Source organism: Nonomuraea sp. NPDC048901, assembly GCF_040649695.1.
In the GTDB taxonomy this organism is placed as follows: domain Bacteria; phylum Actinomycetota; class Actinomycetes; order Streptosporangiales; family Streptosporangiaceae; genus Nonomuraea.
In genome coordinates, this window is sequence record NZ_JBEZFW010000020.1 from 166543 (window position 1) to 190821 (window position 24279).

Annotated in this window: 24 protein-coding genes; 9 read left to right on the top strand and 15 right to left on the bottom strand. The window is 68.9% G+C overall.

Annotated features, from left to right (window positions below; genetic code table 11):
• Window positions 1-94: 94 nt before the first annotated feature.
• From AB0C30_RS47135 to AB0C30_RS47145, 3 genes are all read right to left on the bottom strand, one after another.
• On the bottom strand, window positions 95-694 hold the full coding sequence (locus tag AB0C30_RS47135; protein ID WP_357956634.1) for a CHRD domain-containing protein: 600 nt from the start codon (window positions 692-694) through the stop codon (window positions 95-97).
• A 261-nt stretch (window positions 695-955) separates the two neighbouring features.
• Complete coding sequence (locus AB0C30_RS47140; RefSeq protein WP_357956635.1) at window positions 956-1702, bottom strand: hypothetical protein; 747 nt, start codon at window positions 1700-1702, stop codon at window positions 956-958.
• A 66-nt stretch (window positions 1703-1768) separates the two neighbouring features.
• Window positions 1769-4204, bottom strand: coding sequence for a BTAD domain-containing putative transcriptional regulator (locus tag AB0C30_RS47145; protein ID WP_357956637.1), 2436 nt, complete (start codon window positions 4202-4204; stop codon window positions 1769-1771).
• 172 nt (window positions 4205-4376) lie between these two features.
• Here AB0C30_RS47145 and AB0C30_RS47150 point away from each other — a divergent pair, with 172 nt between their 5' ends.
• Window positions 4377-4997, top strand: coding sequence for an L-threonylcarbamoyladenylate synthase (locus tag AB0C30_RS47150; RefSeq protein ID WP_357956639.1), 621 nt, complete (start codon window positions 4377-4379; stop codon window positions 4995-4997).
• Between the two features lie 117 nt (window positions 4998-5114).
• Here the strand turns inward: AB0C30_RS47150 and AB0C30_RS47155 are convergent, their stop codons facing one another.
• Window positions 5115-5747, bottom strand: a complete 633-nt coding sequence (locus AB0C30_RS47155) for an NAD(P)H-dependent oxidoreductase (RefSeq protein WP_357956640.1) — start codon at window positions 5745-5747, stop codon at window positions 5115-5117.
• 137 nt (window positions 5748-5884) lie between these two features.
• On the opposite strand from AB0C30_RS47155, the gene AB0C30_RS47160 reads away from it, so the two are divergent.
• A complete protein-coding gene (locus AB0C30_RS47160; RefSeq protein ID WP_357956642.1) occupies window positions 5885-6526 on the top strand; it encodes a helix-turn-helix domain-containing protein in 642 nt (213 codons plus the stop codon).
• Between the two features lie 46 nt (window positions 6527-6572).
• Here AB0C30_RS47160 and AB0C30_RS47165 read toward each other — a convergent pair whose 3' ends face one another.
• Window positions 6573-7466 (bottom strand): NmrA/HSCARG family protein, encoded by an 894-nt coding sequence (locus AB0C30_RS47165; protein WP_357956644.1) that lies wholly within the window; start codon window positions 7464-7466, stop codon window positions 6573-6575.
• Between the two features lie 101 nt (window positions 7467-7567).
• Between AB0C30_RS47165 and AB0C30_RS47170 the strand changes: the two genes are divergently transcribed.
• The 3 genes from AB0C30_RS47170 to AB0C30_RS47180 all read left to right on the top strand — a co-directional run bounded on the left by AB0C30_RS47170 (window position 7568) and on the right by AB0C30_RS47180 (window position 9387).
• The gene (locus AB0C30_RS47170; RefSeq protein ID WP_357956646.1) at window positions 7568-8176 is read left to right on the top strand and encodes a helix-turn-helix domain-containing protein; all 609 of its coding nucleotides are present in this window, start codon (window positions 7568-7570) and stop codon (window positions 8174-8176) included.
• 117 nt (window positions 8177-8293) lie between these two features.
• Window positions 8294-8416 carry a hypothetical protein gene (locus AB0C30_RS47175; protein ID WP_357956648.1) on the top strand — a complete coding sequence of 41 codons (123 nt, stop codon included), beginning with the start codon at window positions 8294-8296 and terminating at the stop codon, window positions 8414-8416.
• Between the two features lie 2 nt (window positions 8417-8418).
• Window positions 8419-9387, top strand: a complete 969-nt coding sequence (locus AB0C30_RS47180) for a hypothetical protein (RefSeq protein WP_357956650.1) — start codon at window positions 8419-8421, stop codon at window positions 9385-9387.
• Window positions 9388-9487: 100 nt separating this feature from the next.
• Here the strand turns inward: AB0C30_RS47180 and AB0C30_RS47185 are convergent, their stop codons facing one another.
• The 7 genes from AB0C30_RS47185 to AB0C30_RS47215 form a co-directional block, all read right to left on the bottom strand.
• Window positions 9488-9898 carry a hypothetical protein gene (locus AB0C30_RS47185; protein ID WP_357956652.1) on the bottom strand — a complete coding sequence of 137 codons (411 nt, stop codon included), beginning with the start codon at window positions 9896-9898 and terminating at the stop codon, window positions 9488-9490.
• A 91-nt stretch (window positions 9899-9989) separates the two neighbouring features.
• On the bottom strand, window positions 9990-12287 hold the full coding sequence (locus AB0C30_RS47190; RefSeq protein WP_357956654.1) for a polysaccharide lyase 8 family protein: 2298 nt from the start codon (window positions 12285-12287) through the stop codon (window positions 9990-9992).
• 94 nt (window positions 12288-12381) lie between these two features.
• Window positions 12382-13611: a D-mannonate dehydratase ManD gene (gene manD / locus AB0C30_RS47195; protein WP_357956656.1), complete on the bottom strand. Its 1230-nt coding sequence runs from the start codon at window positions 13609-13611 to the stop codon at window positions 12382-12384.
• Window positions 13612-13659: 48 nt separating this feature from the next.
• Window positions 13660-14808 (bottom strand): galactonate dehydratase, encoded by a 1149-nt coding sequence (dgoD, locus tag AB0C30_RS47200; RefSeq protein ID WP_357956658.1) that lies wholly within the window; start codon window positions 14806-14808, stop codon window positions 13660-13662.
• A 5-nt stretch (window positions 14809-14813) separates the two neighbouring features.
• Window positions 14814-15629, bottom strand: coding sequence for a carbohydrate ABC transporter permease (locus tag AB0C30_RS47205; RefSeq protein WP_357956660.1), 816 nt, complete (start codon window positions 15627-15629; stop codon window positions 14814-14816).
• Window positions 15626-16570 carry a sugar ABC transporter permease gene (locus tag AB0C30_RS47210; RefSeq protein WP_357956662.1) on the bottom strand — a complete coding sequence of 315 codons (945 nt, stop codon included), beginning with the start codon at window positions 16568-16570 and terminating at the stop codon, window positions 15626-15628. The genes AB0C30_RS47205 and AB0C30_RS47210 overlap by 4 nt, the downstream gene beginning before the upstream one ends.
• A gap of 2 nt (window positions 16571-16572) precedes the next feature.
• Entirely contained in the window at window positions 16573-17814 is a 1242-nt protein-coding gene (locus AB0C30_RS47215; RefSeq protein ID WP_357956664.1) for a sugar ABC transporter substrate-binding protein, read from the bottom strand.
• 182 nt (window positions 17815-17996) lie between these two features.
• On the opposite strand from AB0C30_RS47215, the gene AB0C30_RS47220 reads away from it, so the two are divergent.
• Complete coding sequence (locus AB0C30_RS47220; RefSeq protein ID WP_357956666.1) at window positions 17997-18758, top strand: FCD domain-containing protein; 762 nt, start codon at window positions 17997-17999, stop codon at window positions 18756-18758.
• A gap of 66 nt (window positions 18759-18824) precedes the next feature.
• Here AB0C30_RS47220 and AB0C30_RS47225 read toward each other — a convergent pair whose 3' ends face one another.
• The 3 genes from AB0C30_RS47225 to AB0C30_RS47235 form a co-directional block, all read right to left on the bottom strand.
• Entirely contained in the window at window positions 18825-19652 is an 828-nt protein-coding gene (locus tag AB0C30_RS47225) for a hypothetical protein (protein ID WP_357956668.1), read from the bottom strand.
• 224 nt (window positions 19653-19876) lie between these two features.
• Window positions 19877-20182 carry a hypothetical protein gene (locus AB0C30_RS47230; protein ID WP_357956670.1) on the bottom strand — a complete coding sequence of 102 codons (306 nt, stop codon included), beginning with the start codon at window positions 20180-20182 and terminating at the stop codon, window positions 19877-19879.
• A gap of 59 nt (window positions 20183-20241) precedes the next feature.
• Window positions 20242-21276, bottom strand: coding sequence for a LacI family DNA-binding transcriptional regulator (locus tag AB0C30_RS47235; protein WP_357956672.1), 1035 nt, complete (start codon window positions 21274-21276; stop codon window positions 20242-20244).
• Window positions 21277-21510: 234 nt separating this feature from the next.
• Here AB0C30_RS47235 and AB0C30_RS47240 point away from each other — a divergent pair, with 234 nt between their 5' ends.
• The 3 genes from AB0C30_RS47240 to AB0C30_RS47250 are packed head-to-tail and all read left to right on the top strand — an operon-like array spanning window position 21511 to window position 24262.
• Window positions 21511-22779, top strand: coding sequence for an ABC transporter substrate-binding protein (locus tag AB0C30_RS47240; protein WP_357956674.1), 1269 nt, complete (start codon window positions 21511-21513; stop codon window positions 22777-22779).
• On the top strand, window positions 22776-23438 hold the full coding sequence (locus AB0C30_RS47245; RefSeq protein ID WP_357956677.1) for a sugar ABC transporter permease: 663 nt from the start codon (window positions 22776-22778) through the stop codon (window positions 23436-23438). Before AB0C30_RS47240 ends, AB0C30_RS47245 begins: the two co-directional genes overlap by 4 nt.
• Window positions 23435-24262: a carbohydrate ABC transporter permease gene (locus AB0C30_RS47250; protein WP_357956679.1), complete on the top strand. Its 828-nt coding sequence runs from the start codon at window positions 23435-23437 to the stop codon at window positions 24260-24262. The genes AB0C30_RS47245 and AB0C30_RS47250 overlap by 4 nt, the downstream gene beginning before the upstream one ends.
• The last annotated feature ends 17 nt before the right edge of the window (window positions 24263-24279 follow it).

The following is a 24279-nucleotide window of genomic DNA, read 5'->3' on the forward strand; positions in this document are numbered from 1 at the left end:
CGCGGCGCAGCCGTACACATGGGATGACATCAAGAACGACGTCTACCGCGTGATGGACGACCACGGCGTGGAATGCCCGGCCGTAGAAGGCTATTTACCAGTGGCCGCCCTTGTGGAGCTGGCCACGGACCGCGCCGTCGGGGAACTGGGCGGTGTGCAGGTTGGCGTACCAGTTCTTCGGGTTCTTCTTGATGTCCCTGAGCAGGCTGCTCTTGACGCGAACGGAGCCGAAGCTGGTGTTGCCACGAATGGTGCCGCTGGACAGCAGGTCGATGACGACGGGACCGTTCACGCCCGCCTTGCCGCGGTGGATGTGGAAGGCGGTGGGCTTGCCGGTCTTCCTCCACTGGACGAAGTAGTAGAAGCGGTTTCCGTTGATGCGGAACTTGGCAACGGCCACGCCGTCCGGGTCATTGACCTTCTTGCCCGCTTCGCGAACCTCGTTCCTTCCGAGGAGCCCGGCGGCGAAGTAGTACTTCCTGGACGCGCTGGTCATGGGAGCGCGGCTGTGCGCGGCGGGCGCCGTGACCACCTCGGCGGAGTGGGGCAACCGCCATTCCGGTGCGGCGGCCGCGGGCGTGGCGGTCACCGCGGTGGCGGCCACGACCGCGACCGCGCCGGCCGCCGCCGCGCCACCAATTACCCGCCGCCACGAGATCCGTCCGTTGCCCGCCTGCTTTAACGTGCTCATCATTGCCTTTCCTTTTTGACTGGCAGTTGTGACTCTTTGATCGCTGCAGACCATATGAAAGACGATAGTGGTCGTTCTGCGTAAAAATACACATTCGGCATGTGAGCAATGCCACAGGGCTTCTACAAGGGCAGATACGTTCTTGACGAATACTGAACAGAAAGTGGAATTCGCGCCCGCCGACCGGAGTCCTCAATAAGCGTCTTGATAACGAGTGAATATTTACTGAATTCGCCGCTCGACCCTTTTCAGGATCCGCGTGGATCAGTGGGCGACCGGCCCATCGTCCAGCGTGGCCAGGAACTCTTCGGCGCGCCGTGCGAACAGGTGGGTCCCGCGTTCGGTGGACAGCGTGCGGCACCTCTCCGCGACGGCCCTCACCTCGGCGACGGATTCCCCTCCGGCCAGCAGCAGTCGCGCCCGCAGCAGGAGGAGCAGGCCCTCCGCGTAGCGCTGGCCATAGAGGTCGAGGCAGGAGTCGGCCCTGTCGAGGGCCGCGGCGGCCTTGTCCAGCGCGCCGGCGGCCAGCCACATCTCACACAGATGCCCGTAGCAGGTCGAGACGCTGGCCCGAGGCGGATCGAGGAGGTTCGTGGCGATGATCCGTTCAGCCTCCGCGGCGGCGCCGGCCGGATCCCTGCCGGTCATGGCCAGCGCCCAGCACCGAACCAGCCGCTGGTAGGTGCCGAGGAACACGAAGGAGAAGTCGGGGTCCGCGGCGATCCCGCGTTCCGCCGCGCGCAAGGCCCGTACCGGGTCGCCGATCAGTGCTTCCATCCTTGCCGCGTGGGCGGCCCAGACCGTGATCGTGAACGGGGCGTCGCCGGGGGCCGCCAGCCGGTCGAGCAACGATCGCGCGCCGTCGATGTCATCGTGCATCGCGGTCGCCTCCGCGAGCATCCCGATCATCAGCAGCTGCAGGTCGTACCAGACGGGATCCTCCTCGCGCCGGACGACGCGGGTCAGCAGGATCCGGCTCGCCTCGGTCAGGCGACGGAACGCTTCACCCATGTTTCCGTCACTGAACTGCTGAAGTCCCCACGCCTGCAGCCCGTACGCGCGTACGAGCGGCTCGGCCTACGCTTCACCCTCTTTCAGCAACCGGCGCGCCAGCAGCCCGCTGCGGTCGTTCTCGAGGGCTTGGGCGTGGGCCGCCCAGCGGGAGTAGAGCAGGACGATGGCGTCGAGTTCCCGGCCGAGGATCCGGGCCAGGTGCTCCGCGCGTTCCAGCAGATCCACCGACGACGTGCCGTACATCTCACGCATCCCGACGACCGCGATCAGCTGGGACAGGGCGGGCAGCTCCGCGTCGGCGAGGCCGGCCGTCCGCGCCACCCGGACGGCCAGCCGCAGTTGTCGCTCGGCGGCCTCGAGCGCGGACTTGGCCGCCGCGTGACGGCCCGCGCGTACCAGCGCCGCCGTGGTCCGGCGCGGGTCGGCGAGCGGGCCGGCCGCCCACAGGTGGTGGGCGACGCGCTCGGCCACGTAGTCGCCGGAGGAGTCGGTACGGTCGAGCGTGTCGGCGACCCGCAGGTGAAGCGGGTTCGCCCGCCCGGCAGGCGTGGTCTCGGAGACGGACTCGCGGACCAGATCGTGCGAGAAGCGGAACGAAAACGGGTTCCCCGGTATGGGTTCGAGCAGGCCGAGCGCTTCCACGGGCTCCAGACGATCAAGGCAGGTCTGTACGTCAAGGTCGGCGACGCCGGCGAGCAGACCGAGGTCCACCTCCCGGCCGATCAGCGCGGCGATCTGGAGCAGGTTCCTGGCGCAGTCGTCGAGTCCGGCCATCCGGTCGCGGACGACGTCTCGCACGGTGGAGGGCACTCCCACTCGCGCCCCGGCGCCCTCGACGAGCGCGCCGCTGTCAGCCAGTAGCCGGGCCAGCTCCCGGACGAAGAACGGATTGCCGGCCGTACGCGTATAGATGCCGCGGACGGTCTCCGGGCCTGGATCCTGGCCGGTCTCGCGGCGGACGAGCTCGGCCACCTCGGCCGAGCCGAGAGGACCGAGCCGGCTACGGAAGTGGCCGGGCGCCCGGCTCGCCGCGGCGAGCGTCCGCGTCAGTGCCGATCCGGGTACGGGCGCGCGGTCGCGGAGCCCTCCGATGATGGCGGTCCCGGTCGGCAGCCGGGCCGCCAGGTGGCTGAACAAGTGCAGTGACGCGACGTCCGCCCACTGGAGGTCGTCGATCACGAGCACCAGTGGCCGCCGCGCCGCGACCTGGCCGATGGCGGCGACGGCCGCCTCGAACAAGCGGAACTGGGCGCCCGCGTCGGGTGCCACCGATTCGCCGAGGACGTCGCCGTCCGGCTCCAGGAGGTCGCCGAGTTCGCCGGCGAGCCATCTCTCTCGCGCCGCGCCGGGCAACTCGTCCAGCACCGCGCCGACTGCCTGGATCCACGGCCACATCGACGGCGTTCCTTCGCCTTCCAGGCAGCGGGCCCAGACGACGGCGGCGTCACGCGCCTCCGCCTCGGCGGTGAGCTCCTCCAGCAGCCGCGTTTTGCCTATCCCCGGCTCGCCCTCCAGGACGATGAGCCCCGTGCCTCCGGTGAAGGCGGGCTCGATCGCCTGCCGCAGCACCGTCAGTTCCTCCGCTCGGCCGACCAGGACATCTCCGGACGAGGTCGCGGATCTCGCGGGGGCCCGTACCGGTGCGGGCGAGTGTCCGGCCGAGGGCTGTACGGTCACTGTCTCGGTCGCCGTCGGGTTCTGGTCCAGCATCCGCCGGTGCGCGGCGGCCAGGGCTTGGCCAGGATCGATGCCGAGATCCTCGGCGAGCCGGGCACGGACCGCGCGGAACACCGACAACGCCTCCGCCTGCTGCCCGGCGGCGCCCAGCGTGGAGATGAGGCTCGCCTGCACGGGCTCGTGCAAGGGCGCCATCCTGGCAGCCAGGTGCAGGGAAGGCAGCAGCCGCTCCGGCCGGCCCAGCGACACCGCGAGCTCGGCCGCCGCCGTGCACGCGTCGAAGAACTGGCCGTCCAGCCTCGCGAATATCGACGTCGCGGCCGATCCCTGGCCCAGCCCATCGCCCGCGGAGCCGTGCCAGAGTCCCAGCGCTTCCACGTAACAGTCGAGAGCCGCCTCAGGGCGCTCCTGCACCAGGGCGGCCTCGACCAGGTTCTGGAACACGACAAGGTCCAGTGTCCCGGCTGCCGCTGAGAACAGGTAGCTGTTGCCACGCCGCTCCAGGTACGAGCCGGAACTTCGCGCCGGAAGCTCAGGCTCCAGCAGCCGGCGCAACGACCCGACGTACTTGTGGATGACGTTGAGGGCACTCGCCGGCGGATCATCCTGCCAGATGAGATCGATCAGCTCGTCGGTGCTGATCGGCCGTCCTTCCCTGGCCAGGAGAAGGCCCAGCAGGAAGGCCTGCTGCCGCGGGCCGGTGCTCAACTCGACGTCACCCCGCCAGAGCCGTAAAGGACCGAGAATCTGGAAGAGCAGGGAGCCGCCGGAAGCCCGTCCGTCCTCGCCATCGCCGTCGATGGGAAGGATTGCCACAGCCACGCGTGTACCACCTTGGAATGTCATCGGATCGCCTGGGCTCAGCCAGTGAAGCGGACCGCGAAGGCGGTGGGTACTGTGATCCTGCTCGACCAGTGCCCATTCCCAGCGACGTCGCGGCACTGCGCCGGGGCGCGTGTCATGCGATGGGGTGTTCGCTTCTAAGATCCGAGGTGTGGCCAAGTATTTCGCTCTGCACCCGGACAACCCCCAGCCTCGCCTGATCAGCCAGGTCGTCGAGTCGTTAAACGCCGATGGGCTGATCGCGTACCCGACGGACTCGTGCTACGCGCTGGGGTGCCGGCTGGGCAACAAGGAGGGCATCGATCGGATCAGGGAGATCCGCAGCCTCGGCAGTAATCATCACTTCACGCTGGTCTGCCGGGACTTCGCGCAGTTCGGCCAGTTCGTTCACGTGAGCAATGCGGTGTTCCGGCTGGTCAAGGCGGCGACTCCGGGCGGATACACCTTCATCCTGCCCGCGACCAAGGAGGTGCCGCGGCGGTTGCTGCACCCCCGGAAGAAGACGGTCGGCGTGCGGATCCCTGATCACATCGTCACCCAGGCGCTGCTGGCCGAGCTCGGCGAACCGCTGCTGTCGAGCACCCTGCTGCTGCCCGACGAGACCGAGCCCGCGACGCAGGGCTGGGAGATCAAGGAGCGGCTCGATCACGTGGTGGACGCGGTCATCGATTCGGGCGAGTGCGGCGCCACCCCGACCACCGTCGTGGACCTCTCGCAGGGTGAGCCCGAGATTCTTCGTCGAGGCACGGGAGACCCGTCCCTCTTTGAGTAGGTTCGAGTAAGGGTGAGGGCCGCCCCGAGCACCACGGGGCGACCCTGGCGGCGGCCGGCGCTTGGCCAGTACGGCTGCGGCCGCGGAGCGCTTGGCCCGTGCGAGCCGGCGGCGCGGCTACTTGGCGGCCAGCTCTCGGCCGGCGTCGCGGGCGGCGGCGAGGGCGTCGCCGTGAAGCTGCGCGGCCAGCGGGCGCAGCGATTCCATGGCCGGGTTGGTGGCGGCGAGGGTGAGCTCACGTTCGACGACGGTGAGGTCGGCCTCCCACATGTCCCTCAGAACCCGCGTCAGGTACGGGGTGGAGTGGTCCCAGCCCTCACGCGGGGTCCCGGGCCCATAGCCGCCGCCACGCACGGTGGCCAGCACGGTCGGCTTGCCCTTCAGCACCGGAGTGCCGGTGCCCGCTCCAGCGATGACGAGGTCGGCCCAGGTCTTGAAGTGCTGGGAGACCCCGTAGTTGTACAGCGGCACGGCCAGCAGAACCGCGTCGGCCGCCTCCAGTTCGGCCGCGAGCCGCACGGCCAGCGCGAGCGCGTCACGCTGCGCCTGGGTGCGGTCGGGCTCAGGGGTGAACCCCGCGGTCGCCGCGAGCGCCCAGGCCTCGGCGGGCAGCGGGTCGGTGGCCAGGTGACGGCGCACCACGGGCACGCCGGGCCGGGTCGCGGTCCACTCGGCTTCAACGAGGTCGGCGAGCTCGGCGCTGGAAGAGGCGCCGGGAAGGATGCTGGCGTCCAGCCGGAACAGACTCATGATCATCTCCTTTAAGGTGCCGCGCCATGCGGCTCCACGGTGTCGGCGGCGGTCTGGCCTGGGTGCCGGCCCCGCGACTCGCTTCAGCATAAGCGGACTTTACCCCGCTTTATATTCCAGAGGTAGGGTGAGAACTTGTGGATCTCCCTGTGGTGCCCTTCGGTCGTCCCCGTCCGGAACGGGTGGACGCGGCGCGCAACCGTCTGCAACTGCTCCAGGTGGCCCGCGAGATGATCGCCGAGCACGGGGTGGAGAAGGTGACCATGGACGGCCTGGCCGAACGGGCCGGCCTGGGCAAAGGGACTGTCTTTCGCCGGTTCGGCACCCGCGCGGGAATCTTCCAGGCCCTGGTGGACGAGGACGACCGTGCCTTCCAGCAGGCCGTCATGGGCGGGCCACCGCCGCTCGGCCCCGGAGCCGACCCGGTGCAGCGGCTGATCGCCTACGGCCGGGCCCGCATCGCCTTTCTGCTCGACCACCACGCGATCGTCCGCGCGGCCCTGGACCGCAACCAGCCCGTCCCCGTCGGCGAGCACAACCTCTCCCGGCTGCACATCCGCATGCTCCTGGGACAGGCGCACCAAGACGAACTCCTGGACATCGCCGACCTCGACAGCCTGGCCGTCCAGCTCACCGCCGCCCTCGAAGGCCCGATCCTGCTCTACCTGGGCATGTCGCGGCCCTTCCCGGCCGACCCCACCCCGGCCTCCATCCCCTTGGCCGACAGCTGGCAGACCATCATCGAACGCCTCTTCCGTACGCCGTCACACAGCGGTTAGCTCACGGCAGCGGCGATAGCGCCCGGATACCCGATCGACAGGCCCGTCAGAGGGTGGCGTGGGCCCAGTCGGTGAAGGTCGTGGTCGGGATCGCGAGGGCGTGGGCGAACTCGGGACGCGCCGGTGCGGGGTGCAGGCTGGCGTACTGCTGCGACAGGACAAACTCGCTGCGCAGACCGGCGGCCTGTGCCTCCGACGGGTCGGCGGGAAGGGTGATGGGCTTTCCGCGGACCTCGGAGAGGATCGCGGCCGCCTCGCGGAAGGTCAGCAGGTCGCCTGCGAGTTCCAGTTCCACGCCGTCGAACCGCTCGGGGTCGGCGAACGCGGCCGCGGCCGCGACGCCGATATCGTCCAGGGCGACGAAGGGCTGGGGAACCTCGGGATCCATGGCGACCAGCAGATGGTCCGGCCGCCCGTCAGGGAAGTAGAACGACGGGTAGAGGAGGTTCTCCATGAACGTGCTTGGGCGCAGGATGGTCGTGTAGCGGGTCGCCGCGTCACGCATCGCCTGCTCCGCGGCGGCCTTGCTGCGCCAATAGTGCCCCATGTGGGCCCCCCATCGCTCCTCGTCGATCGGTTCGCGGCGGCCCGCCCCCGACACCGAGGTATGCACGATCTGTTCGACGCCGGCCTTCTGCGCCGCGGCGGCGAGATTGCCGGCGTACCGCACCTCGGAGTCGCCCATGAGATCGGCGAGGTCGGGCATCTGCATCGAGAACACGCCTCGGGCCCCGTCGAGGGCCGCCACCAACGAAGCCGGGTCCTCCAGGTCGCCCGGCACGAGCGTGGCACCGTGAGCGGCGATCTCCTGTGCGCGCGGCGAGGTGGGATCGCGTACGAGAGCGTGCACGTCCGTTCCCGCTCGGAGCAGGGCCCGCGCGGTCGCCCCGCCCTGCCGACCGGTCGCCCCTGTGACCAGCACGAATGATGAATCCGACATGTATGCCTCCAGCGGCCCCATAAACGGAGGGGCACCCCGCTTTTCCAGACGCTACGATATGGGGGGTCCCACCGTTTGTCCAGTGAAGGGTGAGCGCAACGATGAACGCGGCAGGTCCGGCGGGCCGGGCAGACAGGCAGCGCAATCGCCGGCGACTGCTCGAGGCCGCGGAGGCGGTGATCGGACGGGACGGCGCACAGGCCTCGCTCGAAGAGATCGCGCGCCGCGCGGGCGTCGGCTCAGCCACCCTGCACCGGCACTTCCCCTCGCGACATGACCTGCTCAACGCGGTGTTCCACGAGGGCGTGGAACGGCTCAGCCGGCGCGCCCAAGCACTCGCCGACAGCCTGGCTCCCGGCGACGCGCTCGCCGCGTGGCTCGAGGAAGTGACGACGTACACCGCGACCACACGCGGACTCGCGACGGCCCTGATGTCAGCCCCCGAATGCGCCGTCGCCGCGGAAGACAGCTGCCACGGCCTGATACATGATGCGGCGACGCGTCTGGTCACGGACGCGGAGGAAGCGGGCGTCCTGCGTACCGAGGCGACGACCCACGACCTCATGACCCTGACCAACGCCATCTCCGTGGCCTCCGACGGCGATCCCGACAGCGCTCGCCGGCTGTTGCGGCTCACCCTCGGCGGCGTCCTGAAGAGTCCGCCCGCCGAGCACCCTCCACTGAGCCGAGCGGCGGCGAGCGCGCGCTGACCTGGCCTCCCGGCTGTACACATGGCACAATCCACCGGTGGTGTCCGGCGGCTGCGCTCAAAGCTGACAGCCGCTGTCCACCGGGTCAGGCGAGGATTGTTGGCGACGCTCCATGAGATGATCGAGATCATGATGGGTTTGTCAGGCACGGGCCGTCCGGTCCTTCACCCCTCCAGGTCGGCCGGCGAGGCTGCCGCGATGTTCAACGCCGACCTGGTCGCGGCGTCGGCCGCGTGCTGAGCATGGTCGAAGCGGAGACCACCCCGCGAGTCCCGCACACGTTCGGGGACGGCCTCGCGTCTCCCTTCCCCGGCGGCGACCCCATGAGACCAGCGAGCCATCCAGAGCCGGTCGGCGTCGGGCAGATCCCGGGATTACGACCGCGCCTGCGCCCTGGTGATGGGGGCGAGGTCCCCGCGGCCGACGTCGGCCTTGTGGACGCACTGGATCCGCGGACCCGGCGTACGGTGACGGCCTGGCTGCGCGAGAAGCCCTCCGCTCCCCTGCGGCAGACACGGCTGCGGGTCCTGGCCTCGTTCCTGCGCTGGCTGCACACCGCCGAGCCGGCCCTCGACCTGCTCACCGCCGCCGAGGCTCAACTGGACGCCTACTGCTACACCGCCCTCACGACCGGCGTACGCGCGTCCGGCAAGCCCTTGACCAGGGCGACGGTGATCCGGAGACGCGCCACGCTGGCCTCCTTCTACGCCTTCGCCCGGCGAACCGGCGCGGATCGGTCTCACCGCGGCGTGACCGGCACGCCCCCGCTCACCCCGGCCGAACGGCGCCTGCTGCGAGCAGGTGCCGGGCGGCTGGCCGACGACGGCCGGTGGGCCGAGGCGCTCGCCGTCGCGCTGCTGGAGGCGACAGGCGCCTCCGTGGAGGCGCTGGCCGCTTTGACCGCCCACGATGTCCGCCCTTCCGCCCCCGCCGACCGGCTGACCCTGATCACCTTGCGCGACGGTCGTGATGGCATCGTCGCGTTCCCGGTGTCGCCGGAGGTCCGCCACCTGTTGCGCGCGCTGTGCGCCAGCCGTCCCCCCGGAGAGCCGCTGCTCAGGCAGGATGACGGCCGGAGCGTCGACCTCGAATGGATCGGGGCCGCGCTCACTGACGCCGCGCTCGCCGCCGGCGTACCCAGGCAGCGAGCCGAACTCCTGCACCCGCGCCTGTTGCGCGCCCGCACGTTGACCGAGCTCGCGCGCCCATAACTGGCGGGCCGGGCCGGTCAGCCGGGCGAGCCAGTCTGGCGAGCCTGTCTCGCGGGGCTGCCCCTGAACAGCTCGAACCCCGCCTCTGGACGGCCCGGGGTCACCTTCCGCCGATGAAGTACCTGGCGGGGATGAAGAGCTCGTGCCCGGTGTCGAAAAGCACCCGTACCCCGGCGGTCGTCCACTCTGTCGTCTTGACAGAGTCGGCGGACGTTTCGATGTCCACCCAATGGCCGTAAGAAAGGCTGGGATCCCGGCCGACGAAGATCTGGTGCGACTCCCCGATAAGGGCGCTCCGGCGAATAAAAGCCAGCAGATGCTTCGAATCGTCGTCGTAGGCCACAGTGGCCGGCTGGTCGCTGCGATAGACCACCTCGGTCCGCGGCCACCGCACCGCGACGGACAGCGCCACACCGAGCGCGATGCCGAGAACGATCAGCCCGAGTCCCTTCAGCCGCCGGGACCGGTGCGGACGGGTTAACGGCGGTTCCACAGTCAAGGGCGAAGTCATCTACAGCCTCCGTAATGGTCTACTTCGTAGTTCGTCGCTGCGGCACGAGGGAAAGTTCGCGAGCGCCAACGATGACTTGCTCTTCAGCGCCTCAGACGTGCACCACCGCGGTGTGGGCGTGTCCGCGGCTGCGACCGACCTCCACCTTGACCGAGCGCTTGGCCTTGCGCACGCCGCGGTCGCTCTTCTTGACCGATTTCACCCGCCAGGGCAGCGTGATCTTCACCTCGTCGGCGGTCCTGGACGGGTCGGAGACCGCGAGCCGTACCCGCCCGTGGTCGCGGCGGATCAGCAGCGTGCAGGGGCCGTCGGCGTGGAGCGGTCCGTCCGCGGTCTCGACGGTCCCCGCGCGCCAGAAGACGGCGGCGAGCACGTTGTCGCGGGCGATGGCCTGCACCGTCCGGGAGTTGGCGAGGATCTTGATCCGCTGCCTGTAAGCCGCGGTCTGCGCGATGGAGGCGTCGGGCAGCACGGCATAGGCGTAGCGCGCCTTGCCCGGATCGACGCCGTGGTCGAGCAGGATCGTCGTGTAGTGCCTGGTGACGGGGGTGTTGTCGCCGCCGGTGGTGGCGCCCTTGTCGATGTCGCGCCAGCGGCCGGTGCGCTGCTCGCGGATCACCTTCGCGTCGGCGCCGTCGAGCAGCGCGTAGCCGGCCACACCGGACAGGTGGACCCAGCCGTCGCCCCGGGTCAGCGGCGGATGCCAGTCGTGGGTGTTGCGGTTCTCCACGATGGTCTCGATGCGGCGGCCGTCGGAGGCGGCGATGCCGGTGCCGAGGGCGATCACCGCGTCATCGAGCAGGAACCACGCCTTCTTGGCCCGCAGCGAGGAGCCGTCGGCGATCAGCTTCATGGCCGCCACGCCGTACTCGCCGTCGAGTGCCACGCCGCCCGCCCACGGGGTGGGTGGCAGGCGGCGCTTGCTGTGGGAGAGGTCGGCGCGTTTGCGCGTGTCGACCGTCGTGCCCGGCAGCCGGTGCGGGTCGATCGTCGGCCACAGGTCGTCGTTCCAGTGGGTGAGGTCGGCGGTGTAGAGGTAGGTCATGCCGTCGCCGGTGTACCAGCCGTGCAGGTTCTCCTGGTTCATGGCCTCGGCCGCGCCGATGCGCTCCGAGCTCATCGCGATCGCGTACGCCCAGGTGGGGCGGCGGTGCACGACCCGGTCCATGTCGGCGAAGACGTACGTGCCCGTCATGCGCGGGCCGACCGGCACCGACAAGTCCTCCAGCAGGGCCTTGGCCCCGGCGATGCTCGCCAGCGATGCGAGCGTGGGGGCGGCCTGGTTGCGGACGATCCAGCCCTTCACCAGCGGTCGCCAGCGCTGGGCGTAGCGCTCGGGCGCCGCCTCCAGCAGGGTGAGGATGGACTCGACCGCCTTCTCCCCCGAGTGGTGGTCACGGTGGCCCTGCACCGAGATCTGCCGGCCGCGTACGCAGTCCATCATCAGCCCGTCGAAGATGAACGGCGCGAACGAGCGATCCACGAGGTCGTAGACGTTGCCGATGCCGGTGATCTCCCACGGTGACCTCGCGAGCATGGCGATCAGCTTGGCCACGCTCTCCAGATAGTCCACGCCGTAGCTGCCGTTGTAGGGGAACACGTCGTGCTGGATGAACGACCCGTCACGGTAGAAGCCGTCGCCCGGGCCCCTGGTCGGCCGCAGCAGGTCGGAGACCGCGTTCCTGGCCCGCTTGACGAGGCGGGCGTCGTGGGTGAGCAATCCGCGCATCGCCACCGCCGTGGCCTTGCCCGCCCGATTGGCGCCGGTCTCGACGACGCCGGGGTGGCTGACGCGGCGCTCCGGGTTGGGACACCAGCGGCGCAGGGGGCGCAGCCAGCGCTCGAGGCGGTCCTTGGGCAGGCCGTCGTACAGCAGGGCGCAGGTGTCGGTCAGCGCGCGGGGGACGCCGATCTCCCACCAGTACCAGTTGCTGCCCCGCCGGTCGAGTCCCTCGTGGTAGGCGTGCTTGTACAGGAAGTCCAGCGCCATGATCGCGGTGTCGGCGACCCGCCCGTCCCGGTGCATGGTGGTGCCCGGCGTGGCCCAGCCCAGCGCCAGCGTGCGCATGCGGTTGTAGGCGCGGTTGAAGTTGCCCGTACGGGGGTCGTCGAGCGGCAGGTCGGGCCACAGGCTCGGGCGGCCGGCGTCGGGCTTCAGCTTGCGCAGCACCGCGTTGGCCGAGCCGTCGACCGCCTGCGCCTTGTCGGTGTAGACCGAGTCGTACGACCCGCCGGCCAGCAGGCTCACCCACCGCTCACGCGCGGCGTCGAACGTGGCGGCACCGACCGTGGCGGGGCCGGCCGCCTCGGCTGGTCTGTCCCAAAGAGCGAGGCCGGCCACGGCCGAGGTGCCCAGCAGGGCGGACCGCCGGCTGAGGGGGTGGGTCATGGCGGCCTTTCGACAATCGGGCGAACATCAGCTCAAAGGATCATATGTCGACTCGCCCATGGCCCGGATCATCGCGTCGGCAGGACCCCCGCGTTCACCAGTCATGGACGGTGCCGTCCGTGAGCCGGTTGAACGGCAGGTACGCCGGTTGGTACGGGAAGCGCGCCGCGGCCTTCTCATCGAGCTCCACGCCGAGTCCCGGCAGCCCGCCGGGGTGCAGGTAGCCGTCGGTGAAGCTGAACGACTGCTGGAACACCTCGTTGGTCGCCTGGCCGTGCTGCATGTACTCCTGGATGCCGAAGTTGTGGATCGCCAGGTCCAGGTGCAGGGCGGCGGCCATGCCGACCGGCGAGATGTCGGTCGGGCCGTGGATGCCGGACTTGATCTGGTACTGGGCGGCGTAGTCGAGCAGCTTCCGCATGGCCGTGATCCCCCCGGTGTGGGTGACGGCGGAGCGGACGTAGTCGATGAGCTGTTCGCGGATCAGGGTCTGGTAGTCCCACACGGTGTTGAAGACCTCGCCGATGGCCAGCGGAGTGGTGGTGTGCCGGCGTACCAGGCGCAGCGCCTCCTGATTCTCGGCCGGCGTGCAGTCCTCCAGCCAGAACAGGTCGTACGGCTCAAGGGCCTTGCCGAGCTTGGCGGCCTGGATCGGGGTCATCCGATGGTGCCCGTCGTGCAGCAGCGGCAGCTCGGGCCCGAACTCGTTGCGCACCGCCTCGAAGACGCCGGGCAGGTGGCGCAGGTAGGCGCGGGTGTCCCAGTCCTCTTCGGCGGGCAGCGCCGTGCGCTGGGCCGGCTCGTAGTCGTACCGCCTGCCGTCGACACTGGGCTGGGCGGCTACTCCGTACACGGCATTGATGCCAGGTACGGAGGTCTGCACCCGGATCGAACGGTAACCCATCTCCAGGTGCCGGCGGATCGAGTCGAACAGCTCTGGCAGGTCCCGGCCCGAGGCGTGCCCGTACGCCATGATCCCGTTCCGGGAGGCTCCGCCGAGTAGTTGGTAGAGCGGCATCCCGGCGGCCTTGGCCTTGATGTCCCATAGCGCCACGTCCACGGCCGCGATGGCGGCCATGGTGACGGGCCCTCGCCGCCAGTACGCCGAGCGATAGAGGAACTGCCAGGTGTCCTCGATGCGATGCGGGTCTCGCCCGAGCAGGAGGGGGACAACGTGGTCGGCCAGGTACGACGCGACCGCCAGCTCCCGCCCGTTGAGTGTGCCGTCTCCCAGCCCGCTGATCCCCTCATCCGTCGTGATCTTGAGGGTGACGAAGTTGCGGTCGGGGCTGGTGACGACGACGTCCGCTGCGATGATCTTCACGCAGATGCCTTTCTCAAAGGTGGTGGCGGAGAAGTCGAGGGATCACGCTCACCATTCCGCGTAGGAACCGTCCTGGTGCCGCCAGATGGGGCTGCGCCAGGCGTGTCCTGTTTTGCCGGCGGAGCGGACCGCCTGATCGTCGACCTCGATACCCAGGCCGGGCGCGGTGAGCCGCTCGACGTACCCGTCCACGAAAGCCAACGGGGTCTTGTCGAGGCAGTAGTCGAGCACCTCGGCGCCGCGGTTGTAGTGGATGCCGATGCTCTGTTCTTGGATGAGGTAATTCGGCGTGGCGAAGCCGATCTGCAGGCAGGCCGCGAGGGCGATCGGGCCGAGCGGGCAGTGCGGGGCGAGTTGCACGTCGTACACCTCGGCGAGGGTGGCGATCTTGCGTACCTCGGTGATGCCGCCGGCGTGGGAGAGGTCCGGCTGGGCGACCGCGATGCCGGCCTGGAGGGCGGGCAGGAACTCCTGCCGGCTGTAGAGCCGCTCCCCCGTCGACACCGGGATGGTGGTCGAGCGGACGAACTCGCCGATGAGGTGTGAGTTCTCCGGGACGACCGGCTCCTCCAGGAACAGCGGCCGATACGGCTCCAGCAGCGGCGCCAGACGGCGGGCGTTGGCCAGGGTGAACCGCCCGTGCAGGTCGACGGCGACGTCGCGGTCGTCGCCGAGCACCTCGCGGGCGGCGGCCACCCGGGCGACCACGCCGTTCAGTTCGGCGACCGAGGCGACCGGGCTCATCTTGCCGGAGGCGTTCATCTTCACCGCGGTGAGCCCGGCCTCGACCTGGGCGGCGATGTGGTCGCGGACCTCGCTGGGCTCGTCGCCGCCGACCCAGCCGTACATCCGGATCCGGTCTCGTACCGGACCGCCGAGCAGCTGGTGCACCGGGGCGCCGAAGTGCTTGCCGGCGATGTCCCAGAGGGCCTGGTCGAGGCCCGCCACGGCGCTCGCCAGGATCGGACCGCCCCGGTAGAACGAGCCCTTGGTCAGCACCTGCCAGTGGTCCTCGATGCGCAGCGCGTCCCGGCCGATCAGCAGCTCCGCGAGCTGGTCGATGGCGGCGCGGACGGTCTCGGACCGCCCTTCGCAGGTGGCCTCACCCCAGCCGACGATCCCGGAGGCGGTCTCCACCCGGACGAAGAGCCAGCGGGGGGCGACGAGAAAGGTCTCTATGCGGGCGATGGTCGTCATGCCGGTCAGCCCTTTGTCGCGCCGGCGGTGAGGCCGGAGACCACGTACTTCTGCACGAACAAGGCGATCAGCATGATCGGTACGGTGACCACGGTGGCCGCGGCCATCAGACCGCCCCAGTCGATGCTGGCGTAGCCGACGAAGTCGAAGATCGCCACGGGCAGGGTCTTGGTGTCCGCGTCGGAGAGCACGAGCGCGAACATGAAGTTGTTCCAGGAGAAGATGAAGGACAAAATCCCAGCGGTGGCGATACCCGGTACGGACAGCGGCAGCAGGATGCGGCGGAACGCGCCGATATGGGTCAGCCCGTCGACCAGCCCCGCCTCCTCCAGCTCCTCGGGCAGGCTGTCGAAGTAGCCCATCATGATGTAGACCACCAGCGGTAGCGCGACGAACATGTGGCTGAGGATCAGCACCCCGAAGCCGCCGACCATCTTCAGGTTGGAGAAGACGTAGTACCAGGGCACCAGCAGCGAGACACCGGGGATGACCCGGGCCATCAGCACCACCAGCGCGGACTTCCTCATGTTGAACCGGCTCATCGAGTACGCGGCCGGCAGGCCGAGGATCAGCGACGCCACGGTGGCGGCGAACGCCACCCAGAGGCTGTTGAGGATGAACTCGACGTAGTTGGCCTGCCGGAGCACCTTGGCGTAGTTGTCCATGGTGGGCGAGAAGGCCAGCGCCTTGCCCGGATCGTAGATGTCGACGTTGGTCTTGAACGACGCGGCGATCATCCACAGCAGCGGCGCGAGCAGCGAGAGCACCACGAAGGTGAGTGCCACCACCCGGAACACCCGGTACGCGGGACGGGGCTTCATCGCTTGGCCTCCTTGCGCCGGGCGGTCAGGGCCCACATCGCCCCGATGATGATCAGGAAGAAGAGGATGAGGACGGTGGAGGAGACGCCGTACTCGTTGTAATCGAAGCTGAGGCCGTAGGCGTACACGTTCAGCGTCTCTACCTCGTGGAACGAACCGCCGCCGCGGCCCTTCGTGGCGTAGAGGATGTCGAAGGTCTTCAGCGCGTCGATGCCGCGCAGCAGGATCGCCACGGTCAGCGTGGGTCCCAGCAGCGGCAGGGTCACGTGCCGGAAACGCTGCCAGGTGCTGGCGCCGTCGATGCGCGCCGCCTCCTGCGGCTCGTCCGACAGCGAGGTGAGCCCGGCGAGCAGGATCAGCGTCACCATCGGTGTCCACTGCCACACGTCGATGAAGATCGTGGTGGGCAGGGCCGTGTGCTGGCCGGCGAGCCACGGCTGCGGCCCGATGCCGACCCAGCCGAGGATCTGGTTGGCCATGCCGATGTTCGGGTCGAAGATGAGCCGCCACATCATGCCGACCGCGACCGGGGTGGCGACGAGCGGCATCAGGATGGCGACCCGGACCCATCTCTGCCCTTTGAACGGCCGCCAGAGCAGCAGGGCGATCGCCATCCCGAGGACCACCTCGAACAGCAGCGCGACCACCGTGAACGTGGCGGTCCGTCCTACGGCGGGCCAGAACCGGGCGGTGTCCGTGAAGACGTCGAGGTAGTTCTGGAAGCCCACGAACTCGCTCTCCGCGCGGACGGATCCCTCGGCGTCGGTCAGGCTGAGATAGCCGGTCCAGGCCAGGGGGAACACGATCAGCGCGGTGACGAAGGTCATCGCGGGCGCGGCGAAGAGCCACTTGCGGTGGTCATTGACCCAGCGCACCCAGCCGGGCGTATGGGAGGCGGTCGGGGCGCTGCGCGGCGGCTTGGCGGTGGTGATCGTTGCCATGCTTACTTGGCCTCGTCGTCCAGGAACTTCTGGAATGCGGCGTTGGCCGTGTCAGCGGCCGCCGCGGCGTCCTTGCCGGTGATCGCGTCGACGATCGGCTGGCCGACGATCTCGCGGGCCTCGGGAACCTTCACGACCAGCGGCCGGTCATGGCCCACCCCGGCCTTGGTGCTGGCCTTGATGGCCTCCACCAGGTCCTTCGGGAAGGTCGAGGTGCCCTGCGGGTTGGCCCAGACGGAGCTACGGGCGCCCGGCACGCCGGACGTCTGCTGGCTGAGCGTCTGGTCCTTGCCGGTGGCCCACTCGATGAACATCCAGGCGTTGCCCTGGTTCTCCGAGCTGGAGTTGATGCCCAGCGCCCATGACGGGATGTTGTACGGCTTGGAACCGGCCGGGCCGGCCGGGAACGACGCGAAGCCGACCTTGTCCGCGACCTTGGATTTGGCCGGGTCGGTGGCGTTCTTGTAGAGCGAGTTGGCCTCGGTGTAGAAGGCGGCCTTGCCCTGGGTGAAGATGGCCATCGCCTCGGGCCAGCCCATATCGGTGCTGACGTTCGCCGGGCCGGAGTCTTTGATCAGCCCGCCGTAGTAGGCGTACGCCTGCTTGGCCGCGTCGCTGTTGACCGCGGCCTTGCCGCTGCCGTCCACGAAGTCGCCGCCGAAGCTGTAGAGAAAACTGGAGAACTGGGTGACCGCCGGCGACTTGCCGGTACGGGCGACGAAGCCCGCGACGTCCGGCTGGGCCGCCTTGACCTTGGCGGCGGCGGCCTTCAGCTCGTCGAGGGTCTTCGGCGGGGCGCTCAGGCCGGCCTTGGCGAGCAGGTCCTTGCGGTAGTAGAGGACCTCCTGCTCGGTGATGATCGGGACACCGACCGGCTTGCCGTCGTATGTGGTGGCCTCCACCGGGCCGGCCTGGAAGTCGCTGAAGTCCCAGTCCTTGTTGGCCTTCACCTGGTCCGACAGGTCGGTCAGGTATTTGTTCTTGGCGAAGAGCTTCCCCTCCTGCAAGGGGCGGTACATCATCACGTCGATGTCGGACGAGCCGGCGTTCAGCTTGACGTTGTACTGATCGGAGAGCTGGTCCTCGCCGAGTTGCGTGACCTCGACCTTGAGCCCGGTCTGCTTCTCGAAGTCGGGCAGGCTCTTCTTGATGTTCTCCGTCCACACGTGGTTGGCCAGGGTGACCCGGACCGTCTTGGACGCACCGCTGTCGTCACCGCCACCGCCACAAGCGGACAGGCTCATGGCGACAACCACGGCCAGAGAAGTACTGAATATCGATCGACGTTGCACGTCATCTCGCCTTTCTGTCATGGCCGCCGCCCGGAAGAGCGCCACACTCTCGTAACATCGGCTTAATTCCGGGATGCTAGGACAAAAAAGCGGATTTATTCAAGAGCTGGCCTTCAACTGATATGCTTTATGCCGTGAATCAGTCCTCCCCCGAGGGTGCCCCAACCCAGCCCTCCCCTCCCGAGACTGGGCTACACGCACGCATCCTCGACCACCTCGGCACCGCCATCTGCAGCGGCGATGTGGCCGCCGGTTCCGTCCTGAGCATCGACGACCTGGTCGACCGCTACCAGGTCTCCCGCTCGGTGATCCGCGAGGTGCTACGGGTGCTCGCATCCATGGGACTCATCGAGACCCGGCGCCGCGTCGGGATCATGATCCAGCCCGCCGAGGGGTGGAGCGTCTTCGATCCGCAGGTGATCCGCTGGCGGCTGGCCTCGGCCGGGCGGATGGCGCAGATGCGCTCGATCACCGAGCTACGGACCGCGATCGAGCCGCACGCCGCCTGGTTGGCCGCCGAGCGGATCGACGACAACGAGGCGAGCGAGCTGGTCGGCCTCGCGGCCAAGATGTGGGCCGCGGGGAAAGCCGGCGATGAGCCGCGCTTCCTCACCCTGGACATCGAATTCCACCGGCGGGTGCTGGCCGGCTCCGGCAACGAGATGTTCGCGAAACTGCAGCTGATCGTCGCCGAGGTGCTCGCCGGCCGGCACCACTACCACCTGATGCCGCACAACCCGGACGAGCAGGCGTTGCAGTTGCACACTGACGTGGCCCAGGCGATCCAGCGGCGCGACGGCGAGCGGGCCCGGGAGGCCATGGTGGGGATCATGGAGCAAGGGTTCGCCGAGATGAAGTCCATGTGGGAGCAGGCCGTCGAGCCAGGCGGCGGCTGAGCGCGCTGCCGCCGATCCGGACGTTCAGGAGCGATCTTCGAGGGCGCGATGCCCTCAAGCCATGCCTCAGTTGTCGACGGCCCATACCGCGGCGGCGATCGGCTCGAGCCCCGCGGCCAGCTCGTCGAGCTCGTCCGCACTGAGCACGTCGTACGCCGGCGCGGCCAGCTCGTCGGTGAGCGCCTCGATCCGCTCCTTGGTCTCCCGGCCGGCGTCGGTGAACCCGCCGGCGGCGTCCACGAGGCCGCGGCCGCGCAGCCCGTCGACCACGGCGGCCAGCTGTGGCTTGGGCAGGTGGTGGATCCGGCCGAACTCCTCCGCCCTCATTCCGAGGGAAACAGCCATGAGGACGTGGGCCTCGGTGCCACCGATGCCGTGGGCGAGAAGGGCGGCGTTATGGCCGTCCCCGCGGTGCTCCCGCAGCAGCGTCGCCGCGTGCCAGAGCCTGGCCACCGGCTCCTCTGGCACGTCGAGCGCCCGCAGCCCGGCGTACAGTGGTCGGCCCTCGGTCGGCGCGCTGACCGCTGCTCGGATGGCGAGGTCGGCGGCCCGCACCAGACCGGGCGAGTCGGCGAGCTCCCCGATCATTTGCCGCAGGGCGGCGGTGCTGCCCTGTTCGCGCACGGTGATCGCCTCCTGCGGGGTGGTCTTTCCCCACACCCAGGGGATGTGGCGTGCCACCTCGCCGTCGGCGAAGTTGTAGAAGACCGCGTGCACCACCTCGGCCGGTGCCAGTCCCAGCGGTGCGGCCCGGCCCGCGAAGTATCCGTCCCAGTAGTTGCGCATGCCGAGGGCCAGGAACGCCTCGTTCGCCACCTCGGAGAAGGTGACCGTGGCGATCGGCTCGACGAGCTCGAACATGCGGTGGATCTTGGTCTGTGAGTGCTGCTGCATCGGTCGGCATCTCCCTTAGTCGTGACAGCTGGTCGTGACAGCGCCCTCGTGGGCGACCGCTCACCCTAGCTACGAACAACGGGGCCCAGATACGACAACTCCGGTCGACAATTTTCCAGTCGATTCTGCCGGGCAGCGTCGGGGTGTCACCCGGACCCGGTCACCGCTCGGTTGCCGCGGTCTGGTTGCCGGCTGGGCCAGGCTCGGTCCGTCCTCGCCACAGGTCATGTCGGCCATCCGTCTGCGCAAAGAGCCCACGTCCGCTCCTCGGGCTTGATCTTCGGATCGGAGCCGGAGGCCGGTCCGAAGCGGTGGTGCCAGCCGGTCAGGTGCGCGGTGCGGGCGAGGATGTCCAACAAGGGCCGCTCCGGCAGCCGGTCCAGCACCGCACCTTTCCAGTGCGATCGCCGACCGATCGTCGCGGCCTTCGCCGGGTCCGTCAACCGGTCGAACTTGCTGCGCCAGGACGAGGGGTCTACCACCGGCAGTTCGACGAGCTTCGCGCGTCGTGCCGGTGATCCGGCGGGCAACCGTCGCGAAGACGTCCGCCCCGGAGGGCCATCCCATCGCGCATGGGACACGGAACGTCTCAGCCACCAGGTGGGGCGGTCGAGCCGCGGATGACCAGGCTGGGGGTGACGGAGAAGCGGACCGCTGAGGTGCGGCCCTGGATGCGTTCGAGCAGGAGCCGGCCGGCCGTGCCGCCCATGACGGCTCCGTCCTGGTTGACGCTGGTCAGCGCGATGTTGGGCAGGGCGGCCAGCTGGGTGTTGTCGTAACCCACGACCGAAAGGTCCTGCGGGACGGACAGTCCGGCCTCGTGGACCGCGGCGAGCGCGCCGAAGGCCGCCTGGTCGGCGCCCGCGAAGATCGCCGTCGGGCGCGGGGAACGGCTCAGCAGCTGGCGGGCGCCGTCGTAGCCGCCCTGCTCGTGGTAGTAGGTCTTCGCTATGGCGATCTCGTCGTCGAGCCCGTGTTCGCGCATGACGCGTTCGTATGCCTCGGCCCGGATGACGTGCAGCAGGTCAGAGGGGCGCGCGTTGCTGTTGTCCTGGTGGGTGATGTGCGCGATGCGGCGGTGCCCGAGTTCGATCAAATGGCGTACGACGAGCTCCGCGCCGACGTCGTCCTCGTCGAACACCGAGTCGTAGAGCGCCGACCGCTCGTGGCGGGCGAGCACCACGGTGGGCACCTCCTGCGCCACCTCCTCCAGCCGCGCCCGGCCGGCGAGCGGGGCGACCATGATGATGCCGTCGACCTGCCGGTCCACCAGGGCGTCGACCGCCTGCTTCTCGACCTTGCGGGTGACGCCGCCCTGGATCATGATCGCCTGGTAGCCGGTGTCGGCGAGCTGCTCCATGAGGCCGTCCAGGATGTCGGCGAAGAACGGGTTCCTGATGTGCGGCAGCATCAGGCCGACGGTGAAGGTGCGCCCGCGCATGCCCCGGGCGGCGGCCTGCGGCCGGTAGCCCAGCTCCTCGATGGACGCCTTGACCCGGTCCTTCATGGCCGGGCTGACGCCGTAGGCGTTGCGGATCACCTTGGACACCGCTGTGACGGAGACCTGGGCGTGGCCGGCCACATCGGCGATCGTCACCCGTCGCCGTCGATTGCGCGCGGCCAATGGGACTCCCTTCACGAGCGAGATCCCATTCTACGAGCTCTGTCTGCACGGGTAACGTTACCCATTTGATCAGACGAAACACAGCAAGTCAGGTGGTAACAAGTGGGAAGCGTTACTCAAATACGCTCTTGACGCTGTCCCAGGTAACGCCTACGTTAACTCGCATCGGGGGCTGTTAAAACGTTTCAACTAGCCCGGAGGGGCGTTGTGAAGACCTCTCACCTGGGAGCGGCGATGGCCGTTCTCGCGATGGCGGCCCTGACCTCATGCGGCTCGGGCTCCGAGCAGGCCGCCGACGGCACGGTCACGCTGTCGTTCATGACGGGTAGCGACCAGTCGACCGTGGACACGACCAAGACACTCGCCAACGCCTTCATGCAGGCCAACCCCAAGATCAAAATCGACATCGAGACGCAGCCCGGAGGCAGCGAGGGCGACAACATCGTCAAGACCCGGCTCTCGACCGGCGAGATGACGGACGTGTTCTGGTACAACTCCGGGTCTCTGCTCCAGGCGCTCAACCCGGCCCAGACGCTGGTCGACCTCACCGGCGACCCGGTGCTGGCCAACGTCCAGCCCGACTACCTGCCGGTGGTGACCCAGGGCGACCACGCGTACGGCGTGCCGGCCAGCGCGGCCTCCGGCGGCGGCATCCTGTACAACCGCAAGGTCTACGAAAAGCTCGGCCTCCAGGTGCCGAAGACCTGGGCCGAGTTCATGGCCAACAACGACAAGATCCAGGCGGCCGGGATCACACCGGTGATCTCCACCTTCAAGGACTCCTGGACCTCGCAGCTGTTCGTGCTGGGCGACTTCTACAACGTCCAGGCCTCGATGCCGAGCTTCGCCCCCGACTACACCGCGGGCAAGGCCAAGTTCGCCTCCACTCCGGCGGCGCTCGCGAGCTTCCAGCACCTGGCCGACGTGCACGCCAAGGGCTACCAGAACAAGGGCTTCGGCTCGGCCACCTTGGACCAGGGGCTGAAGCTGCTGGCCGACGGCAAGGGCGCGCACTATCCGATGCTCACCGCGATCCTGCCTCCGGTGCTGAAGACCAGCCCGCAGGCCGCCACCGATGTCGGCTTCTTCGGCATTCCGGGCACGGACGCGGCCAAGAACGGCGCCACCGTCTGGGAGCCGCCCGCCATCTACATCCCCAAGACCACCAAGAAGCTGGACGCGGCCAAGAAGTTCCTCGCCTTCGTCGCCTCGCCCGCCGGCGCGGACGCGGTCACCAAGGCCGTGCAACCGACGGGGCCGTACCGGGTGAAGGGCGCCAAGCTGCCTGACAACGCGATCCAGGCGGCCAAGGACGTGCAGGCCTACATCGACAAGGGCGCCACCTCGCCCGCGCTGGAGTTCGTCTCGCCGATCAAGGGCCCGTCCCTGGAGCAGATCACCGTCGCGGTCGGTTCCGGTCTGACGGCTCCGGCCGAGGGCGCCGCCCAGTACGACAAGGACGTGGAGAAGCAGGCCAAACAGTTGGGGCTGCAAGGGTGGTGACCAAGCAGCAGGCCGGGCCCCGCTCGGGGCCCGGCCCTGCCCCCGACGGCCGGCCCGCCCGGGCCGACCGCCGCAGGAAGCACGCGGCCTATCCGTACGCGCTGTACCTGCCGGCCACCGTCGTCTACCTGGTGATCTTCGGCGTGCCGACGGTGATGGCCTGCTATTTCGCGCTGACCCGCTGGACGCTGTTCGACAGCACCTTCGTCGGCCTGCAGAACTTCCGTGACTTCCTGGCCGAGCAGAACCTGCGCATCGGCTTCCAGAACACGATCTTCTACGCCGTCGTGACCAGCGGCCTGAAGGTCGTGCTCGGGCTGCTGCTGGGCGTTCTGCTCACCTCGAAGCTGCGGCTGCGCGGCTTCCTGCGCTCGGTGGTGTTCTTCCCCGTCCTGGTCTCCACGGTCGCGGTCGGCATCACCTTCAGCGTGCTGCTCAAGCCCGACACCGGCCTGGTCAACCGGGTCCTGGCCCCGGCCGGGATCGACGGCGGAGACTGGCTCGGCGACGCCACCACCGCGCTGCTGTCGGTGGCCCTGGTCGACGTGTGGAAGGGCGTGGGCCTGGCCACGGCCGGCAACGTGCTGCTGTTCCTGGTCGTCTCCGCCATCATCGTCCCGCTCACCTGGTTCCTGGGCAAAAGGCAGGTCGCCGTATGAGGGCGCTGAGAAGGTTCGGCGCCGAGGCGATCGCGCTGGTCCTGGCCACCGTGTTCTTCCTCGTCCCGTTCGCCCTCATGCTGCTGACCGCCGTCAAGGACCCCACGCAGGCGCTGGACCTGGACTTCGCCTGGCCGGCGAACTGGCGGTTGGTGGAGAACTTCACCGAAGTGATCGAGGCCCGCGACTACGTGCTGCTGCGCGCCTACATCAACAGCACGATCCTCACCGTGGTGTCGGTCGCGCTGATCGTGGTCTTCGCCGCCATGGCCGCCTTCGTGCTGCAACGGCGGCCCGGGAAGGTCGGCTCGCTGGCCAACTTCCTGGTGCTGTCCGGGCTGATCATCCCGCCCGCGATCGTGCCGACGATCTGGCTGCTGCAGGCGTTCGGCCTGTTCAAGACCATGCCGGGGCTGATCCTGGTCGAGGTGGCGTTCGGGCTGTCGTACGCGGTGCTGCTGTTTCGCGCGTTCATCGCGGCCATCCCGCGCGAGCTGGACGAGGCCGCCATGATCGACGGCTGCACCGGGACCGCGCTGTTCTTCCGCGTGATCTTCCCGTTGCTGCGGCCGGTCACCATCACCGTGATCCTCACCAGTTCGGTGGCCATCTTCAACGACTTCGTCAACCCGCTGTACTTCCTGCCCGGCGACGACAACGCCACCGTGCAGGTCACCCTCTACAACTTCCAGAGCCAGTACAACACCCAGTGGAACCTGCTGTTCATGGACATCGTCCTGATCACGATCCCGCCGCTGCTGCTGTTCGTCTTCTTCAATCGCAAGATCGTCGCTGGGATGACCGCCGGCGCCATCAAGGGATGACCAAGATGAAGGGAGTG

Coding starts and splice junctions, on each gene's coding strand:
- AB0C30_RS47180 (WP_357956650.1), top strand. CDS start 8,419: ATGGTCGAAGCGGAGACCACCCCGCGAGTCCCGCACACGTTCGGGGAC.
- AB0C30_RS47210 (WP_357956662.1), bottom strand. CDS start 16,570: ATGGCAACGATCACCACCGCCAAGCCGCCGCGCAGCGCCCCGACCGCC.
- AB0C30_RS47135 (WP_357956634.1), bottom strand. CDS start 694: ATGATGAGCACGTTAAAGCAGGCGGGCAACGGACGGATCTCGTGGCGG.
- AB0C30_RS47165 (WP_357956644.1), bottom strand. CDS start 7,466: ATGTCGGATTCATCATTCGTGCTGGTCACAGGGGCGACCGGTCGGCAG.
- AB0C30_RS47250 (WP_357956679.1), top strand. CDS start 23,435: ATGAGGGCGCTGAGAAGGTTCGGCGCCGAGGCGATCGCGCTGGTCCTG.
- AB0C30_RS47155 (WP_357956640.1), bottom strand. CDS start 5,747: ATGAGTCTGTTCCGGCTGGACGCCAGCATCCTTCCCGGCGCCTCTTCC.
- AB0C30_RS47215 (WP_357956664.1), bottom strand. CDS start 17,814: ATGAGCCTGTCCGCTTGTGGCGGTGGCGGTGACGACAGCGGTGCGTCC.
- AB0C30_RS47240 (WP_357956674.1), top strand. CDS start 21,511: ATGGCCGTTCTCGCGATGGCGGCCCTGACCTCATGCGGCTCGGGCTCC.
- AB0C30_RS47170 (WP_357956646.1), top strand. CDS start 7,568: ATGAACGCGGCAGGTCCGGCGGGCCGGGCAGACAGGCAGCGCAATCGC.
- AB0C30_RS47225 (WP_357956668.1), bottom strand. CDS start 19,652: ATGCAGCAGCACTCACAGACCAAGATCCACCGCATGTTCGAGCTCGTC.
- AB0C30_RS47140 (WP_357956635.1), bottom strand. CDS start 1,702: ATGGGTGAAGCGTTCCGTCGCCTGACCGAGGCGAGCCGGATCCTGCTG.
- AB0C30_RS47190 (WP_357956654.1), bottom strand. CDS start 12,287: ATGACCCACCCCCTCAGCCGGCGGTCCGCCCTGCTGGGCACCTCGGCC.
- AB0C30_RS47205 (WP_357956660.1), bottom strand. CDS start 15,629: ATGAAGCCCCGTCCCGCGTACCGGGTGTTCCGGGTGGTGGCACTCACC.
- AB0C30_RS47175 (WP_357956648.1), top strand. CDS start 8,294: ATGATCGAGATCATGATGGGTTTGTCAGGCACGGGCCGTCCGGTCCTT.
- AB0C30_RS47185 (WP_357956652.1), bottom strand. CDS start 9,898: ATGACTTCGCCCTTGACTGTGGAACCGCCGTTAACCCGTCCGCACCGG.
- dgoD (WP_357956658.1), bottom strand. CDS start 14,808: ATGACGACCATCGCCCGCATAGAGACCTTTCTCGTCGCCCCCCGCTGG.